This window comes from Microvirga sp. KLBC 81 (assembly GCF_003075415.1).
In the GTDB taxonomy this organism is placed as follows: Bacteria; Pseudomonadota; Alphaproteobacteria; order Rhizobiales; family Beijerinckiaceae; genus Microvirga.
On the sequence record NZ_QDAH01000046.1, the window covers coordinates 31,242 to 46,535 of the forward strand.

A 15,294-nucleotide genomic window follows, 5' to 3' on the forward strand; every position below is an offset into this window, starting at 1 on the left:
CCCTTGCTGCTTTAATGCGTGTCGAAAAGGGCCTGCACCTCGTCGGGATTGCTCGTCTGCGTGAGCGCAAGCGCCAGGAGGATTCGCGCTTTCTGCGGGGTTAGGTTGTCCGCTCCGATCATGGCCTTGTCTTTCAGATAGGAGCGCCGGGCGACGCGGCCGGTTCCGGCACGGCTCGACTGCACGATCAGGACGCCCGCGTGCGCGGCCTTTTCGAACGACTCGCGCTCAATCGGCGTTGTCAGTCCCGGCGGCAGGCCAGCGGAGACGAGGCCGCGCGTGCCCGCAGCGACGAAAGCATCCACCGCGCAGCCATCGGAGCCGGCGTAGGAATAGACGATATCCACGCGCGGGAATTCGGTGATCCTGGCAATGTCGAAAGCGGATTCCAACGTGTGTCGCCGCAGCGGTGCGCGGTAGAAATATACTCCATCGCCGTCGACGTGACCGAGTAGGCCGAAGTCTCGGCTCTTGAAGGTCTGCAGCCGGTAAGTGGACGTTTTCGAAGCGTCGCGTGCGCTGTGGATCTCGTCATTGAGCACGATCAGCACGCCCTTGCCCAGGGCCTGCGGGTCGATCGCCGTTCGCACCGCCGACACGAGGTTCATGCCTACGTCAGAACTGAGGGCGCTGGCTGGGCGCTGAGCGCCGACGAGAACCACGGGCTTGTCAGTCTTGAGCACAAGGCTCAGGAAATAGGCGGTTTCCTCCAGTGTGGCCGTGCCGTGCAGAACGACGAAACCGCTGATGTCGGCCTGCTCGCGGGCCGTCCTCGTGATCAGCTGGGCCAGTTCCATCCAGTCTGCCGGCGCGATCTTGGTGCTCCCAACGGCGCGGAAAGGCAGGGGAAGCAGCTCTGCGAATTGCGCGGCTTCGGGCACCCGCTCGATTGCCTCCGCCGGCTCCATCTTGCGGCCGGTTTCGGGATAGTCGAGCACCTCAAGGGAGTGGGTGCTAATGGACGAAATGGTTCCCCCTGTGCCAATGACGGCAATCTTGGGCTTGCTCATGATTTGTCCTCCTAGGCGAGCATTGTGGGTTCTGTCGGTCCTGTCATGCTGGCGACCTCTGCTTCAAGCGCGTCCAACAGAAGGCGAGGCCACCGTTCCGGAAGTTCGTGGCCGATCAGTATGATCCGGGTCCGGCGCTCCGCTGACGCACTGCCCGACCCAGGTCTTGTCGCGCGTCTCGATGGTGTCACGGATCGTGGTGCCGTGTGTCCAGCGGGCGAAATCGATGATTGTCGTGGTGCCGCCGTGGATAGCGGCCTTGCTCACGATAGGAGGGGGATCCGAGAGGCCCGCTGTGCCGTCCAGGTTCGGAACATGCCAAGCGCAATGGACATGGGGATCGATCCCGCCCGGGATCACGATCCTGCCCGTGGCGTCGATCAAACGGAAGTCAGGGGCGGCTTCGAATGTGCCGGCTTCAGCGACTGCGGCAATCTTGCCGCCGGAGATGGCAATGTCATAGGCCCCGACACCATGGGAGGTCACCACCTTGTCTGAGCGGATTACGAGGTCGATCAACATCAGACTCCATCGAATGGCGTACTAAGGCTAAGCCAGCCGCATGCCGGAGAGGGCTGCAGGAGCGCCCACCCCGATAGGACTACGACGGCTGCACTATGATCTGTCGGCGGGGTCCAGCCATATGCAAGCACAGCCGGGCCTCAGGATACGTTCTAAGTCTACTGTTGACAATATGCAGCGGCTCAGTGTTCAAATCTGGTAACAGACAGTCAGGCACGCGAGTACGGCAACCGAGTCGAGCAGAGCATTGTGCTCTTCATTCCCAGCGTGATGGAGTAGGTGATGGCTGGATCATCCAAAGCCGACGATCGAACAGCATCGGCTGCCGAACAGAATAGGCGCGGACGAACGATGGAAGATCTGGCTCGCGCCAGTCTCGATCTGCAGGGCGTTCCCAGGACAGACACGCGTGTAACCGAGATCGCGGTCGAGGCCGGGAGGCTTGCTGGCAACCTCTCAGCCCATGTCGGCCTCCTGTCCTACTATGACGAGCCGTCGCATTTCGCCGTGCTGCTCATGGATGAGAAGGCCGATGAATAATTTGCACCTGCTCGACCTGTGGCAAGCGTCCGCTGCAATCGCCGAAGGGCGGGTGACCAGCGTAGCGCTGACCGAAAGCGCGCTGCGTCGGATCGAGGAACTGAACGGAACGCTGAACTGCTTCATCCGCGTCGATGCGACAGAAGCCTTGGAGACAGCGCATGAGCGCGACCGGGAACTCGCGGCTGGCCACAGCCGGGGCCCCCTGCATGGCATCCCGCTGGCGCATAAGGATATGTTTGATCGCGCGGGCCATGTCTCGACCGGCGGAACCAAGATCCTGCGGGATCGTGTGGCAGACGAGACATCGACGGTCCTGGAACGGCTCGACGCCGCGGGAGCGGTGGATCTGGGCGGATTGCACATGTCGGAGTTCGCGGCCGGACCAACGGGACATAATGTCCATTACGGCGCTTGCCGGAATGCCTATGACCAGGATCGGGTTTCAGGCGGGTCGTCGAGCGGCTCGGGGACGGCGGTTGGCGCCCGCCTCGTCTATGGGGCGCTCGGCTCCGACACCGGCGGATCGATCCGGCTGCCAGCGGCGGCCAACGGCCTCGTCGGCCTGAAGGCGACATACGGGCGGGTCAGCCGTCATGGCGCGGTGGCGCGCTCCTGGAGCCTCGACCATATCGGGCCTCTCGCCCGCACCGTGCGCGACGCTGCCCTGATCTTCCAGGCCATCGCAGGTCCTGATCCGCGCGATCCGACCACGGCTCATCAGCCGCCTTTCACACTCCCAGAGTTTCGGGCCGACCAGGACCTGAAGGGCCTTCGGGTTGGCGTGCCCGGTGACGAGGCACTGGCGAGCGTCCACCCGGAGGTCCGCGCCGCGCTGGAAGAGAGCCTGAGGGTGCTGGAGCGCCTGGGCGCCACGATTAAGCGCACACGGCTTCCAGACTTGAAGCCGCTCTACAGCGCCGCCGAAACGATCATCAAGTCGGAAGCCGCCGCCATGCACAGGCAGTGGCTCGCAAGCCGCCCACAGGACTACGCCTCCAACGTGCGGGTGCGGATCGAGGCGGGTCTTGCGATTACCGCCGCGCAGTACATCGATGCCCTGCGGCTGCGTACACATTTCACGCGCGATTTCCTCCATAACACGATGGATGGGATCGACGTCCTGCATCTGCCGACCATTCCTTTCCCGGTCCCGCGGATCGAGGATACCGATGTCGAGGCCGCCACCGGCGAGCGGGTGTTGGAAGTCGTCAGCGGCATGACGCAGTTCACGCGTCCGATCTCGCTGTTGGGTCTCCCCTCGCTCAATCTCCCCTGCGGCTTCTCGAGCGACGGCCTGCCCATGGGATTTCAGCTGATCGGGCGTCCCTTCGCGGAGGCGCGCCTCTTCGTCGTTGGGCATGCCTATCAAACGGCGACGGATTTTCATCGGCAAGCGCCTCCGGTGGCGGAGCGGACGAGCCGCGCCACTGCGGAGTGACGTCGCTGGGGCATGACGTCCTAGAGCCTCGGACCCAAAAGTGGGTTCCACTTTTAGGATTCATCCGATGCTCCCTTCATAGAGCAGCGCATCGTTCGGCGCGAACCGGAGGTCCGCACGATGCGCTAGACATCAGCACAATTGGGAGAGCCGGGTATGCTCGAAGATCACAGACGCTACGCTTACTCCAACATCGATTCACGGCCGGTCTACGACTGGCCGGGCGGCACGCGGCTTGCCGTGTACATCGCCATGAACATCGAGGTATTCCGCTATGGCAAGGGCAAGGGCGCTGCCATCGCGCCACCAGACCAGGCCAACAGCCACAGCGTCTATTCGTTCCGCGACTATGGAAACCGCGTCGGCTTCTGGCGGCTCATGGATCTCTTTGACAAGCTAGATCTCCCGGTCGAGCATCAGCTCAACACCGCCATCTATGAGCACTGCCCCGAAATCATGGAGCGGATCCGCGCGCGCAAGGACGAGATTCTCGGACACGGGATCACCAACTCGGACGAGCAGGGAGGCCTCTCGGAAGAGGAGGAACGCAAGCTGATCGAGCACTGTACCTCCGTCATCGAAAAGCACGAGGGGGTCAAGCCGACCGGCTGGATGAGCCCTTGGCTCTCCAATTCCAATAACACCTTGGATCTACTTCAGGAGGCCGGCTACCGCTACACCATGGACTGGACGATGGATGACCAGCCAGTCTGGGCGAAGACGCGCTCCGGGCGGATTCTCCTAATGCCCTATCCCATCGAGAACAACGACAACCGGGCTCTTGTCTGGTACCGCTACAGCTCGGCCGAATTCGCTGACATGATCATTGGCACCTTCGACGAAATGCTGGAGCAGTCGAAGGACCGGCCGCTGGTGTTCCCGATTTCGCTGCATCCGTTCCTCGTCGGCCGGCCCTACCGGCTCAGGGAGCTGCGCCGCGCGCTGGAACACATTGCAAGCCACCGCGACAAGGTCTGGCTGACCCGTCCGGGCGACATCAGCCGCCACATCGAGGGCCTGCCCAAAGGCACTGTGCCCGGTGACGACTATTAACCGCAGGCATCGCGCACGCCAGGACCAGCTCTGGAGTGCGCACTCCCGGTTTCCGGCACGCCGGCAACATTACAGGCCGGCGGAGGGATGCACATGAAAATCGATATTCGCAGTCTCGGGGCGAACGACCAGTACAAGGTGATGTCGTCGGTCGTAGTGCCGCGGCCGATCGCGCTGGTCTCAAGCCGCTCTCCGGCTGGCATTGACAATGTCGCGCCTTACAGCCTCTTCAACATGTTCGGCGAGGATCCGCCTGTCGTCATTCTGGGCCTTCAGGACCACCATGACCGGAGGATCAAGGACACGACGCTCAATATCGTGGAGACCGGCGAATACGCGATCAACCTGGTGGACGAGGGCATCGCCAAGGCGATGAACATCTGCGCAACCGAGTTCCCAGAGGAGATCAATGAGGCCGACATGGCAGGCCTGACGCTCGCTCCCTGCGATCTGGTGAAGGCGTCGCGGGTCGTGGAAGCGCCGGTGACCTTGGAATGCAAGCGCATCGCGGTGGTCCAGGTCGCGCCCCAGCGCAAGATCGCCATCGGAGAGGTCGTGATGATGCACATGCGCGATGGCCTGATGGACCCGGATACGCTGCGCATCGACATCGAGGCCTACAAGCCCGTCGGCCGCCTGTTTGCTTCCCTTTACACGCGCACGCGTGACCGGTTCGAGATGAAGCGTTTGAGCTACGACGATTGGCTTAAAGAGAACCGCGCCTCAAATCAGGAGTGATGCAGCGCCTCTGTCTTAGTGCTGTCTTACCCCAGAAGGTGAGACAGTCCTTCATATGTCAGTCTGAGGGAAAGGAGGAGAAGTCCAGTCTGGACAACAACGAAGAACTCGCGTTCCGGAATGATACGAACCAGCCGCACACCGACAAGTGTCGCCAGGATTCCGGCTGGAACGAGAAGAGCTGAAGATCGCAGGCTCGCCGGCGAGAGCTGGCCGAGAGCCCAGTAGGGCACGAGCTTCGTCGCGTTGATGACTGCGAACAGAATGGTCGTCGTGCCCGCATAGATCACTTTGTCCAGTTTCTGGGGGAGCACATAGAATTGATATGGCGGTCCTCCGGCATGAGAAACAAAGCTCGTAAATCCTGATAGGGCCCCCCAGAAGACGCCTCTCCCCACATCTGCCGGCTGAGGCTTGATGGGCGCGTGCCGTCTCAGCCAGTTGTTGAGGCAAAATGCAATGCCGACGCTTCCGACGAGCACGGCCACGGACGCTTCGGTGACAAACGACGCGGTCGCCCACCCAATGCCGACCCCGGCAATGGCTGCCGGGGTAAGAATCTTCAGGTTCCGGGGATCGTAGTCGCGGCGATAAAACCACAGCCCGAACATATCCGTGATGACGTAGATGGGGAGGAGCAGGCCGGCGGCTTCGAGTGGAGACGTGACGAGCGCCAGAAGCGGTACGCTGACCATCCCAACGACCGGCAGGCCCCCTTTCGCCAATCCCACCAGCATCGCGGCTGGAATGGCAACCCCGTAGAATGTGAGCGATATATCCAACATTGATCGTATCTTGGTTACACCACGTCGAAACAGGGATCCGGACGTGCATTCGTTGCTGGCCCTGCATAATCGGCGCAGTTGAAACCGTGAATGCAATCAACATCATATCCCGGCCAACGAAGTAGCCGCGCTGCTACAAAATCCAGAGACATTCCAGCCGGATTTCGCAGCATGATACTTACTACAGTAGACTGTTGACAGCTACTCCTGAGGTTTTACAATTCAGTCATGTCAACAGCCGACACCCGGATTGGTGCTGGCGAAAAAGGGGACCGGGAATTCAAGTATAGGCTTGGCCGCGGGCAGGGGAGGAACACGACTTGGACAATGCTCCTCTGCCTCTCACGCATGGCTCTAAGGATCGGGAGGTTTCGATGAGTTCTCATGATACGGATCCGGCGCGAGCGCAGAAGAGGCCGGACCCAGCTCGCGTGCAGATCGAGGCAGCGAACCTTGAGACGGTTTTCGTTGCTTTTCCCGACGACGTGCTGGTGGCGATAGAGCAGGCAGCCCGATACAACAAGGCCATTTCAGAGCAGAAGATCCCGGAGCGGCTTCTCGGGGAGATTTTCGTGCCGGAGCCGAACCCATGAACGAGATCGCATGGCTTTCGGCAGCGGAGCTGGCTTCGGCATACCGGACACGCGAACTGTCGCCTGTGACGGTCGTCGAGCATCTGCTGGAACGGATTTCGGGTCTCGACGCGAGGGTCAACGTCTTCGTGCATCTCGATGTGGAGGGCGCCCTCCGGCAGGCACGAGAGGCGGAGACCAGCATCCTCGCCGGACGGGATCATGGTCCGCTTCACGGCATTCCGGTCGGCATAAAAGACATCATCGATGTTGCGGGTCTGCCGACGACCTGCCATTCCCGCATGCTGACCGACAATATTGCCAAGGAGGATGCAGAATGCGTAGCGCGCCTGCGAGATGCCGGAGCGATCATTCTCGGCAAGGTCGCGACACATGAGTTTGCGATAGGTGGGCCTTCCTTCGATCTTCCTTATCCCCCTGCACGCAATCCCTGGAACCTGGACCATCACCCCGGTGGATCGTCATCTGGATCCGGAGCTGGTCTTGCGGCTGGCTTCTTCCCGCTGGCCCTCGGGACCGACACCGGAGGTTCCGTGCGTAACCCGGCGGGTGCGTGCGGAGTCATCGGGCTGAAGCCAACCTATGAGCGGGTCTCGCGCAAGGGTGTCTTTCCGCTCTCCTGGACTCTGGATAATGTCGGTCCGATGGGCAGGCGTGTCGAGGATGTCTCCCTCTTTTTGGATGCGCTTACAGGTAAGGCGCATTCCACATCTCGGCTGGCCCGGGATATTGCCGGCATGCGTATCGGTTTCGTGCGAAAATTTCATGAGCAGGATTATGTTGCCGGGCCAGATACCGCCGCGGCGCTCGAGACAGCAGCGAATGTGCTTGCCGAACTCGGTGCCATCGTCACGGATATCGAGTTGCCTCCGCTTCAGGATTTCGCCGCCGTCAGCCGGACGATCCTCACGTCCGAGGGTTGGTCTATCCATGGCGAGGCAATGCGTGCACACCCGCAAAAGTACGGAATGCTGAGTCGACAGCGACTGCTGGTCGGAGCCTTCATCACGGCGGAAAACTACATTCGGGCGAGAATGCTGGCCGCGAAGCTGCGGCAGGATGTGGATGATGCGTTCCGCGGAGTCGATGTTCTCCTCGCCGCCAACGCAATGAATCCCGCCTGCAGGATCGACGATGAGAAAGCTATCGTCACCAACTATCTCCAGCATGCACGCGCGCCTTTCAACGTGACCGGACATCCGGCACTGTCGATGATGTGCGGGCTCTCGCAACAAGGCATGCCCATTGCCATGCAGCTCATTGGACCCCGGCAACGGGAAGATGTCGTCTTCCGGGTGGCGGCCGCATATGAGCGCGCCACCGATTGGATAGTAATGAGGCCGCCAGGCTTCGTGGGTTCGACATGTTGATGCTCAAGGTCATGAAACGAACCTGCAAAAAAGGGCGATACTCGCATGCCGACAGCTCCTCCGCTCGGAGAGAGCTTGTGAAAAGGGAGGAAGAAATATGAGACATGTCGCAAGACAAATTGTTCAAGGCTTGGTGGTGGCGCTGGTGCTGAGCGCGGCTCCATCGGCCCAGGCACAGGATTATCCAAGCAGGGACATCACGTTCATCGTCCCGTTCAATCCGGGCGGCTCTTCCGATCCGCTCTCGCGCGCCTTCGCAACTCAACTGGAGAAAGCCCTGGCCCGCAACGTCAACGTCGAAAACAAGCCCGGCGGATCCGCAACGATCGGCACTAATCTCGTCGTGCGCGCCAATCCGGACGGCTACACCATTGGCCTCGGCGACAGCGCAGCGCTAATGTATCAACCGCTGGTCAACAAGGACTTGGTCTACAAAACAACCGACGATTACGAGATCATCACGAAGCTCGCAGACGTGCCGGGCATGCTGGTCGTGCGTCCGGATGCCCCATGGAATACGTTCGAAGAGTTCCTGGCCGACGTGAAGAAGAACCCGGGCAAGATCCGGGTCGGCGTGTCGGGTGTGCGGTCGATCTCCGACATGGTTGTCCAGCAGTTCAACCGCGCTGCCGATGTGAAGATCACAACGGTTCCATTCACCGGCGGTGGCGGCGAGGCCTTGCTGGCGGTAATGGGCGGCCGGATCGAGGGTGCTGTCGGTTACGGTGGAAACACGATCGCTCAGATCGAAGCCGGCAAGCTGAAGGTGCTGGGAGTGTTTGCGAAAGGAAAGTATGAGCCTGTTCCGAACGCAACGTCGATCCCCGATGCGGGTTATAATGCCACCATACCATCCAGCTATACCGTGATTGCACCGAAGAGTTTGCCGAAGGATGTCCGGGATAAGCTGGTTGCGGCCTCGCAGGAAGCGGTGCAGAGCCCGGAGTTCAAGGAGTTCACTAAGAAAAACGGTTTCGTGCTCGATTTGAAAAGCCCCCATGAGGCCGCTGCCGAGCTGGGTGAACTCAGAAAGGAGTTCGTTGGCTTGATCGAGTGGCTCGATAAGAAGAGTGCCGCCAAATGATGTCTGCTTCTCTCCAGAAGCGTAAGGGATATCTCACTATCGGCGGCATCGGTACATTCCTTGCCACCGGGTATCTCGGCATGGCGCTCCAGTTGCCTCTCGGCCAACTGGAGCAGCCAGGAGCGGCGGTTTTCCCACTGATTGCTGGTGCTCTTTTCCTGCTCGGCAGCCTAGCCACCCTCTGGGAGGGCTGGATGATGGATCCGGCCGAGCGGATTGCTGTCCCGGCAGGTATGAACCTTGTGCGGCTGCTGAGCCTGGTCGGTCTGCTGCTGGGCTATTTTATCGTATTGCCGTGGGCAGGCCAGCTGATCAGCAGCGCAGTGTTCTGCGCATTGCTGATGCGCGTCCTGTCTAACCTCCCGTGGCCACGCATTGCCGTGTATTCGGTGATGATAACGGGGGCACTGTACGTGGTGTTTATCTACCTGCTCAAAGTGCCGCTGCCACGCGGTATGCTGTTCAGCTAACGCGGATCGATCGTTATGAGTGCCATAGATGGTTTGCTGTACGGTCTCAGTGTCGTTCTGACCTATCAGAATCTGCTGGCGGCATTCCTGGGCGCGTTGGCCGGCACGGCGATCGGCGTGCTGCCCGGGCTCGGGCCTGTGGCTGGGATTGCCATGCTGCTGCCGGTGACATATTCGCTCAGCCCGAGCGCCGGCCTCATCATGATGGCGGGTATGTATTACGGCGCGCAGTATGGTGGATCCACCACTGCCATATTGATCAATATGCCGGGTGAATCGGCGTCAGTGATGACGTGCATTGACGGCTACAAGCTGACGAAGAACGGACGGGCTGGGGGCGTCTTGTCGGTTGTGGCGATAGGGTCGTTCCTTGGTGGAACGGCTTCAGTGATTGGGGTCATGCTGTTCTCGCCGGCGTTGGCTGATTTCGGCATTATGTTCGGGCCGGCGGAGTTTTTCGCGCTGACGGCGGGCGGACTTCTGATCCTCTCCCGGATGTCGGGCGGATCGCTGGCAGCCGGTGTCCTGCCGATGGCGCTCGGGCTGGTGCTCAGCACCATCGGCGAAGAGCAGGTGACGGCCCAGAACCGCTTTACGTTGGGATTCAACGATCTCAGGCAAGGCGTCGAACTGGTAGCACTCGTGGTGGGCCTTTACGGCCTGGCGGAGATCATGAGCGTCGTCGAAACGATCCAGCATCAGGTAAAGCCGATCAGGGTCAAACTGCGGGAGATGCTGCCGACCCACGATGAGATGCGGCGCGCCTGGGCTCCATATGGTCGCGGTACCATTATCGGCTTCATCTTCGGGCTGCTGCCTGGTCCATCCGCAACCATGTCGAGCTTCGCGAGCTACCGCTTGGAGAAAGCAGTCTCGAAATATCGCGACGAGATCGGCCATGGCGCGATTGAGGGAGTTGCTGGACCTGAGACGGCCAACAATGCGGCGGCAACCTCCTCAATGGGACCACTGCTTTCCCTTGGAATCCCATTTGGCTCCGTGACCGCATTGATGCTGGCAGCCTTGATGGTGCACGGCGTGCAGCCAGGACCACTCCTGCTGACCAACCATCCCGAAGTCTTCTGGGGTGTGATCGTCTCGATGTTTATCGGGAATCTGATGCTGTTGATTCTCAACATTCCGCTGATCGGCGTGTGGGTCAGCCTGTTGCGGATCCCGCACCACATCTTCCTACCCTTGATCCTCATTCTAGTCGTGATCGGCTCCTACAGCGTACGCAACAGCATGCTGGACCTTCACATGCTGTTGCTTCTGGGCTGCATAGGCTACGTGGTGCGCATGTTCGATTTCCAGCTGGCTCCGATGGTGGTGGGCTTGGTGCTTGGGCCTCTGATCGAGAAGCATTTGCGGGAAGCGCTGTTCATGAGCCTCGGAGACGTCTCCGTGTTCTACAGCAGCCCGATTGCCGTCGGGATCTGGATTGCTGTGCTGTTTATCATGACATTCGGTTTACAGCGCGCGCTGTTCGAGAAGCTGTCGGGCATCAGGTTCAAGAGGACAGCATTGGGCAATGTCGAATGATGGCGGTTAACGGTTCTGTCGCAAATCCTGACCACAGACAGAATGTATGCGAGATGGGCTTGTAAACGTTCATGCGGCGAGCCTCTCAAACTGATCGGCGAGTGAGAGCTGCGCCTCGCAGACATAATTCGCCTGCCCTTTGCGGATCATATGCACCATTTCGATGCCGCCCAGAACCGCGCGAGCGCTGTCCACGGACTTGAAGCCGAGCATCGGTTGAACCCTCCGTCTGACCGCACGATGGCCCCGCTCGATCCGATTGTTGAGATATTGACTCGGGCGAATCCGAATTGGTTTGAGGTCCCTTCTTGACCTATCCTTCAGCCGCTCTGTCGTGCCGCAGGACAGAATAGTCTCGCGATTAGCGCATCGTGCGGAACCGCAGGTCCGCGTCAGCGATTCGAACGGCCAGGCCCGTGAAACGTGGATCCGGTTATTCGCTGGCGCGGCCCTTCGGGTCGCCTGAACGATGCTCTAGGATGGCTGCCATCGATGACAATCCGCTCGGGTCGAGCATGCCGCTTCAGAGCGCGAAAGGAAGCGCTTGGCGGCAGCCAGATTACGGCGCTCGCTGAACCAGAAGCCCACCGTGTCGCCGTTGCTATCGACCGCACGATACAGATACCGCCACTGGCTACGGACCTTGATATACGTTTCATCCCCGTGCCGTTTCCGGCTGACGGGTCGTTTGCGCTGATTGAAGCGGTCGAGAAGATCGGGGGAGTAGCGAACGCCTCAGCGATGGACTGTGGCTTGGTCGACTGAAACGCCCCGTTCGGCCATCATCTCTTCCAAATTCCCGAGACTGAGACTGTAGGCCAAGTACCGCCGAACGCAGAGCAAGATTAACGACTTATCAATAATGCCTGACCTTGAACACTGCGTCCCCCGCCATTGAGACTGCAGGCACAGTCGTTGAAACTCTGAAACAATGTGTTTGCGACACAGCCGCGGATCCTGTTCGCAAAGTTCTGGCCGAATTTCATCGCCCTTTGCCGGACTGTCTCGTGGCTGACCAGGATACCTCGGGCGGCCAGCAACTCCTCGACCATGCGCAGGCCGAGGGGAAATCGGAAATACAACCAGACAGCATGGCTGATCACTTCAGCCGGGAAGTGGTGACGGGCATAGAAAGGATGACGGGTCGGTTTCATCCCTCACGTGTGCCAGCATCCCGTGACCCGCGGGTTCAGCTGACGGTGCCCCGCATAGCGTTGCTTAGCTTTCACAGGCTGCGCATGCAAAACGAGCGATCCAACGTCAATCTGCATATGCATCTGAGTGCCGTAGACTTTTATCTCGTTGAGTTTGAGATCGGCCAGCGCCACCCGGAGCGTATTGTTGACGCTCCTAATAGCAAAGTACACATCGTGATGCAGATTAGATTAAAGAAGTACTGGACCGGACATGCTTCCAAGTCGCATACTGACGCTTAAGCCAGTGAAAGAGCAGAATGCTGATTGGTTATCGCGCAGAAAGGCAACGGTCCAGCCTGGAGGCTTTGGCAGCCTGTATGCGAGGCGATCCGCCGTGCGCCCCGAACTGGGACAATATCATCCGCGAGGCCAATAAGCATCTCGTTGGACCGGCTCTCCATGTGGCCTTGGCCAAGAGCAGGAGACCTGTCTCGGTTCCAGATGATGCCAAAGCCTATCTGCGGCTGCAGCACGATCTTAATTGCGAGCGGAACGCCCGACTTAGGACGCAATGCCTCGAAGCTGTTGCTGCCTTGAATAAGGCGGGGATCGAGCCGATCCTCCTTAAAGGGACCGCGATCCTGTGGACGGCCACGGAGGATGCTTTGGGGCTGCGCATGATCTCCGATCTCGACCTCCTTGTCCCTCCGGAGCAACTGTCCCAGGCGATGGAGGCTCTTCTCAGCCAAGGCTACAAGGCTAACTTCAAAGCTGGCGACCATGCCCATGCCAAGCTCTACCGCACTCGCGACGCGGGAACCGTCGATCTGCATCATCGCCCTCCCGGACCGGCTCACCTCTATCAGGGGCATCCTAATTCCGCCGCTGAGATCGTGGACGTTGCGGGCCATCGAGCAAGGATCCCGCCCGTCACGGATCGTATGATTCACCTTATTGCCCATGACATGATCAATGACCGGCATTTCCTGCGCGGTTCGATCGATCTAAGGCATCTCCTTGACCTCCGGGACTTGATCAAAACCGGGGCCGTCGACTGGAGCGCGCTTCATTCGAGGTTTCGGCTCCGAGTGCTGCCTTGGGCCTTCAAGCTGTGCCTCATCAATCTACGTGAGCTCCTCCGTGTCGATATCCAGGACGCCGCTGCGAGCGGGTTCCTTCCGCGCGTGCTCTATGGCCGTCAGATCTTCTTGGAACGCAATCCCTGGTTCAGGCGAATAGAGCCAGTCTGGACAATCTTTCGCCTGTACCGACGCCTTCAAGGAAAGATCAGCGCTTGATCCCAGCCTACCTCGTTCGAGCTAAGACGCCTTTGTTCAGCTTTCGGCTGTTGCATGTGTTATAACTTTCTAGTCGGCGCTTCATTGCCGTCGCCCCAAACCGACTCACGAGTAGTATTATGGCGGAAGGTTCAGATCGCTCACTCAACACAAGTTTACCAGTTGAGGATGAATCAAGGCGTAGTTTCTTGAAGAAGGCGGGCCGCTTCGCCGCGCTTACTCCTCCCACCGTGACCTTGCTGCTTTCAACCAGCATGGACTCGGAAGCGATTGCCGGTTCCGGTGGCAAACTGTTCCCGGGCGGCGGCGCAACCGGCGGAGTCTTCCCCGGTGGCGGCCAGGGCGGAAAGCGGTTTGAGTAAGTGGGTCTGCGGCCTCATCGGGGTATCGTCCTTACCGTCCTTGACAATCGTGGTGTGCTCTTCTCGGAGCTGGACCAGCAGCTGTATCTCCTTGATGCGCTAGCTGCAGCCGTTTGGCATGATCTTTGGGTCGAGGGAGTATCATGCGATGCTGTTATCATGCGGCTCTCCGCGAGTACCGGCTGTTCGCGCGAGCAGATTGAGGGCTATATCGCCTCCTGCCTCGAGCAGTGGGAGGCCGCAGGTTTCATCAGACCGCCGGAGCCTCCGGAGCTCCGAGCTTGGACACAGAGCCCAGCTGCACCGGCTTTTGAAGCGAACGCCAACGCGACGGAGTCTTTCCGTCTCGCTGGCGTTCGGATTTTCGTGTCCTTCCCCGATGAGACCATAGCCGGCGCGATTCGGGACGTGTTCGGGCATCTGCGCGCCTTCGATGAAGCGCCCGCGGATTTCACCTTCATGATTTCTCGTGCTTCGGGAGGATACCGGCTTCTTGGGCCCAATGGGGCAGACCGCCTGCTGCCAGACCCTGCGGCAGTCATCGTCTGGCTTAAGATCGAACTCTTGGAGAGTCTCCTGATCCAGCAGCCGGATAGTTTTGCAATCCATGCGGCAGGCCTGCGGAGCCCTGCGGGTGTCGTGTTGCTAACTGGATCCTCCGGTAGCGGCAAGAGCACCCTCGCGGCGATCCTCAATGCCCGTGGATGGCCATTGGTTGCCGATGATGTCGTGCTGATCCGAAACGGGTGCTCAGCAGTCTCTGGACTCCCTCTCGCCTACGCGGCCAAGCCTGGGAGCTGGCCCATTCTCCAAAAGTTTTTTCCGGGCATGGAAGAGCTTCAGGTTCATCTCAGGCCCGACGGGCGAACGGTGAAGTACATACCTCCTCGAGCGGTGGTTCATCCAGAGAAGATTCCGGTCACGGCCATCGTGTTTCCACGTTACGAGCCATCCATGTCTTTCGAGGTCCGTCCCTTCGATCGAGTCGAGGCCTTGGTCCGCCTCCTGGAAGAAGCCCGCAATGCGCGCCACCACCTCTCCATCGAGGGATTTCTCACGCTGAGCGCTATGGTCGGCAGGTCCTCCGTTCTCGAACTCAGCTATGACAATGCTTCCGAGGCTGCAAATATGTTGATCGACAGCCCTGCAACGCTCCAACTTATTGAGAGCGAGCTCACCTCGGGCCAAGATTAAATGAGTTTCTAAAGCATCGGCCCCAAAAGTGGAGCCCACTTTTGGGGCCGATGCTCTCTTCCTTGATGAGCACTGCCTGTATGCCCTCCCGCCCACCATTCCGCACCTGACGCGCTCATCGCTGCATCGCTGCCTGCAGCGGCATGGGATTGGGCG

The 15,294-nt window shown here is 59.9% G+C and carries 15 protein-coding genes and 2 pseudogenes; 12 read left to right on the plus strand and 5 right to left on the minus strand.

Annotation, left to right across the window (positions count from 1 at the left end):
• Positions 1-11 precede the first annotated feature (11 nt).
• Positions 12-1,010, minus strand: coding sequence for an asparaginase (locus tag DC522_RS22575; RefSeq protein WP_116530877.1), 999 nt, complete (start codon positions 1,008-1,010; stop codon positions 12-14).
• Between the two features lie 63 nt (positions 1,011-1,073).
• Complete coding sequence (locus tag DC522_RS22580; RefSeq protein ID WP_116530878.1) at positions 1,074-1,532, minus strand: amidohydrolase family protein; 459 nt, start codon at positions 1,530-1,532, stop codon at positions 1,074-1,076.
• Positions 1,533-1,883: 351 nt separating this feature from the next.
• On the opposite strand from DC522_RS22580, the gene DC522_RS34350 reads away from it, so the two are divergent.
• The 4 genes from DC522_RS34350 to DC522_RS22595 all read left to right on the plus strand — a co-directional run bounded on the left by DC522_RS34350 (position 1,884) and on the right by DC522_RS22595 (position 5,304).
• The gene (locus tag DC522_RS34350) at positions 1,884-2,072 is read left to right on the plus strand and encodes a hypothetical protein (protein WP_133239343.1); all 189 of its coding nucleotides are present in this window, start codon (positions 1,884-1,886) and stop codon (positions 2,070-2,072) included.
• Positions 2,065-3,513: an amidase gene (locus DC522_RS22585; RefSeq protein WP_165820262.1), complete on the plus strand. Its 1,449-nt coding sequence runs from the start codon at positions 2,065-2,067 to the stop codon at positions 3,511-3,513. Before DC522_RS34350 ends, DC522_RS22585 begins: the two co-directional genes overlap by 8 nt.
• A 156-nt stretch (positions 3,514-3,669) precedes the next feature.
• Entirely contained in the window at positions 3,670-4,566 is an 897-nt protein-coding gene (locus DC522_RS22590) for a polysaccharide deacetylase family protein (protein ID WP_116530880.1), read from the plus strand.
• Positions 4,567-4,659: 93 nt separating this feature from the next.
• Positions 4,660-5,304, plus strand: coding sequence for a flavin reductase family protein (locus tag DC522_RS22595; RefSeq protein WP_165820263.1), 645 nt, complete (start codon positions 4,660-4,662; stop codon positions 5,302-5,304).
• Between the two features lie 26 nt (positions 5,305-5,330).
• On the opposite strand, the gene DC522_RS22600 is transcribed toward DC522_RS22595, so the two are convergent.
• Positions 5,331-6,089 carry a sulfite exporter TauE/SafE family protein gene (locus tag DC522_RS22600; protein WP_116530882.1) on the minus strand — a complete coding sequence of 253 codons (759 nt, stop codon included), beginning with the start codon at positions 6,087-6,089 and terminating at the stop codon, positions 5,331-5,333.
• A 374-nt stretch (positions 6,090-6,463) separates the two neighbouring features.
• Between DC522_RS22600 and DC522_RS22605 the strand changes: the two genes are divergently transcribed.
• The 5 genes from DC522_RS22605 to DC522_RS22625 all read left to right on the plus strand — a co-directional run bounded on the left by DC522_RS22605 (position 6,464) and on the right by DC522_RS22625 (position 11,148).
• Positions 6,464-6,682: a hypothetical protein gene (locus tag DC522_RS22605; protein ID WP_133239344.1), complete on the plus strand. Its 219-nt coding sequence runs from the start codon at positions 6,464-6,466 to the stop codon at positions 6,680-6,682.
• Complete coding sequence (locus tag DC522_RS22610) at positions 6,679-8,052, plus strand: amidase (RefSeq protein WP_116530884.1); 1,374 nt, start codon at positions 6,679-6,681, stop codon at positions 8,050-8,052. The genes DC522_RS22605 and DC522_RS22610 overlap by 4 nt, the downstream gene beginning before the upstream one ends.
• Before the next feature lie 97 nt (positions 8,053-8,149).
• The gene (locus tag DC522_RS22615) at positions 8,150-9,136 is read left to right on the plus strand and encodes a tripartite tricarboxylate transporter substrate binding protein (protein ID WP_116530885.1); all 987 of its coding nucleotides are present in this window, start codon (positions 8,150-8,152) and stop codon (positions 9,134-9,136) included.
• On the plus strand, positions 9,133-9,606 hold the full coding sequence (locus DC522_RS22620) for a tripartite tricarboxylate transporter TctB family protein (RefSeq protein WP_116530886.1): 474 nt from the start codon (positions 9,133-9,135) through the stop codon (positions 9,604-9,606). The genes DC522_RS22615 and DC522_RS22620 overlap by 4 nt, the downstream gene beginning before the upstream one ends.
• A 15-nt stretch (positions 9,607-9,621) precedes the next feature.
• Positions 9,622-11,148, plus strand: coding sequence for a tripartite tricarboxylate transporter permease (locus tag DC522_RS22625; protein WP_116530887.1), 1,527 nt, complete (start codon positions 9,622-9,624; stop codon positions 11,146-11,148).
• A gap of 72 nt (positions 11,149-11,220) precedes the next feature.
• Here DC522_RS22625 and DC522_RS37365 read toward each other — a convergent pair.
• A pseudogene (locus tag DC522_RS37365) lies at positions 11,221-12,043 on the minus strand (IS6 family transposase); the annotation flags it as partial.
• A 55-nt stretch (positions 12,044-12,098) separates the two neighbouring features.
• Positions 12,099-12,302 (minus strand): annotated as a pseudogene (locus tag DC522_RS36165) (IS6 family transposase); the annotation flags it as partial.
• 359 nt (positions 12,303-12,661) lie between these two features.
• Here DC522_RS36165 and DC522_RS22645 point away from each other — a divergent pair.
• From DC522_RS22645 to DC522_RS22655, 3 genes are all read left to right on the plus strand, one after another.
• Positions 12,662-13,582 carry a nucleotidyltransferase family protein gene (locus tag DC522_RS22645; RefSeq protein WP_165820265.1) on the plus strand — a complete coding sequence of 307 codons (921 nt, stop codon included), beginning with the start codon at positions 12,662-12,664 and terminating at the stop codon, positions 13,580-13,582.
• Positions 13,583-13,701: 119 nt separating this feature from the next.
• The gene (locus DC522_RS22650) at positions 13,702-13,944 is read left to right on the plus strand and encodes a hypothetical protein (protein WP_116530889.1); all 243 of its coding nucleotides are present in this window, start codon (positions 13,702-13,704) and stop codon (positions 13,942-13,944) included.
• Positions 13,945-14,103: 159 nt separating this feature from the next.
• A complete protein-coding gene (locus tag DC522_RS22655; protein ID WP_133239345.1) occupies positions 14,104-15,138 on the plus strand; it encodes a hypothetical protein in 1,035 nt (344 codons plus the stop codon).
• Positions 15,139-15,294: the final 156 nt, after the last annotated feature.

Coding starts and splice junctions, on each gene's coding strand:
- DC522_RS22575 (WP_116530877.1), bottom strand. CDS start 1,010: ATGAGCAAGCCCAAGATTGCCGTCATTGGCACAGGGGGAACCATTTCG.
- DC522_RS22580 (WP_116530878.1), bottom strand. CDS start 1,532: ATGTTGATCGACCTCGTAATCCGCTCAGACAAGGTGGTGACCTCCCAT.
- DC522_RS34350 (WP_133239343.1), top strand. CDS start 1,884: ATGGAAGATCTGGCTCGCGCCAGTCTCGATCTGCAGGGCGTTCCCAGG.
- DC522_RS22585 (WP_165820262.1), top strand. CDS start 2,065: ATGAATAATTTGCACCTGCTCGACCTGTGGCAAGCGTCCGCTGCAATC.
- DC522_RS22590 (WP_116530880.1), top strand. CDS start 3,670: ATGCTCGAAGATCACAGACGCTACGCTTACTCCAACATCGATTCACGG.
- DC522_RS22595 (WP_165820263.1), top strand. CDS start 4,660: ATGAAAATCGATATTCGCAGTCTCGGGGCGAACGACCAGTACAAGGTG.
- DC522_RS22600 (WP_116530882.1), bottom strand. CDS start 6,089: ATGTTGGATATATCGCTCACATTCTACGGGGTTGCCATTCCAGCCGCG.
- DC522_RS22605 (WP_133239344.1), top strand. CDS start 6,464: ATGAGTTCTCATGATACGGATCCGGCGCGAGCGCAGAAGAGGCCGGAC.
- DC522_RS22610 (WP_116530884.1), top strand. CDS start 6,679: ATGAACGAGATCGCATGGCTTTCGGCAGCGGAGCTGGCTTCGGCATAC.
- DC522_RS22615 (WP_116530885.1), top strand. CDS start 8,150: ATGAGACATGTCGCAAGACAAATTGTTCAAGGCTTGGTGGTGGCGCTG.
- DC522_RS22620 (WP_116530886.1), top strand. CDS start 9,133: ATGATGTCTGCTTCTCTCCAGAAGCGTAAGGGATATCTCACTATCGGC.
- DC522_RS22625 (WP_116530887.1), top strand. CDS start 9,622: ATGAGTGCCATAGATGGTTTGCTGTACGGTCTCAGTGTCGTTCTGACC.
- DC522_RS22645 (WP_165820265.1), top strand. CDS start 12,662: ATGCGAGGCGATCCGCCGTGCGCCCCGAACTGGGACAATATCATCCGC.
- DC522_RS22650 (WP_116530889.1), top strand. CDS start 13,702: ATGGCGGAAGGTTCAGATCGCTCACTCAACACAAGTTTACCAGTTGAG.
- DC522_RS22655 (WP_133239345.1), top strand. CDS start 14,104: ATGCGGCTCTCCGCGAGTACCGGCTGTTCGCGCGAGCAGATTGAGGGC.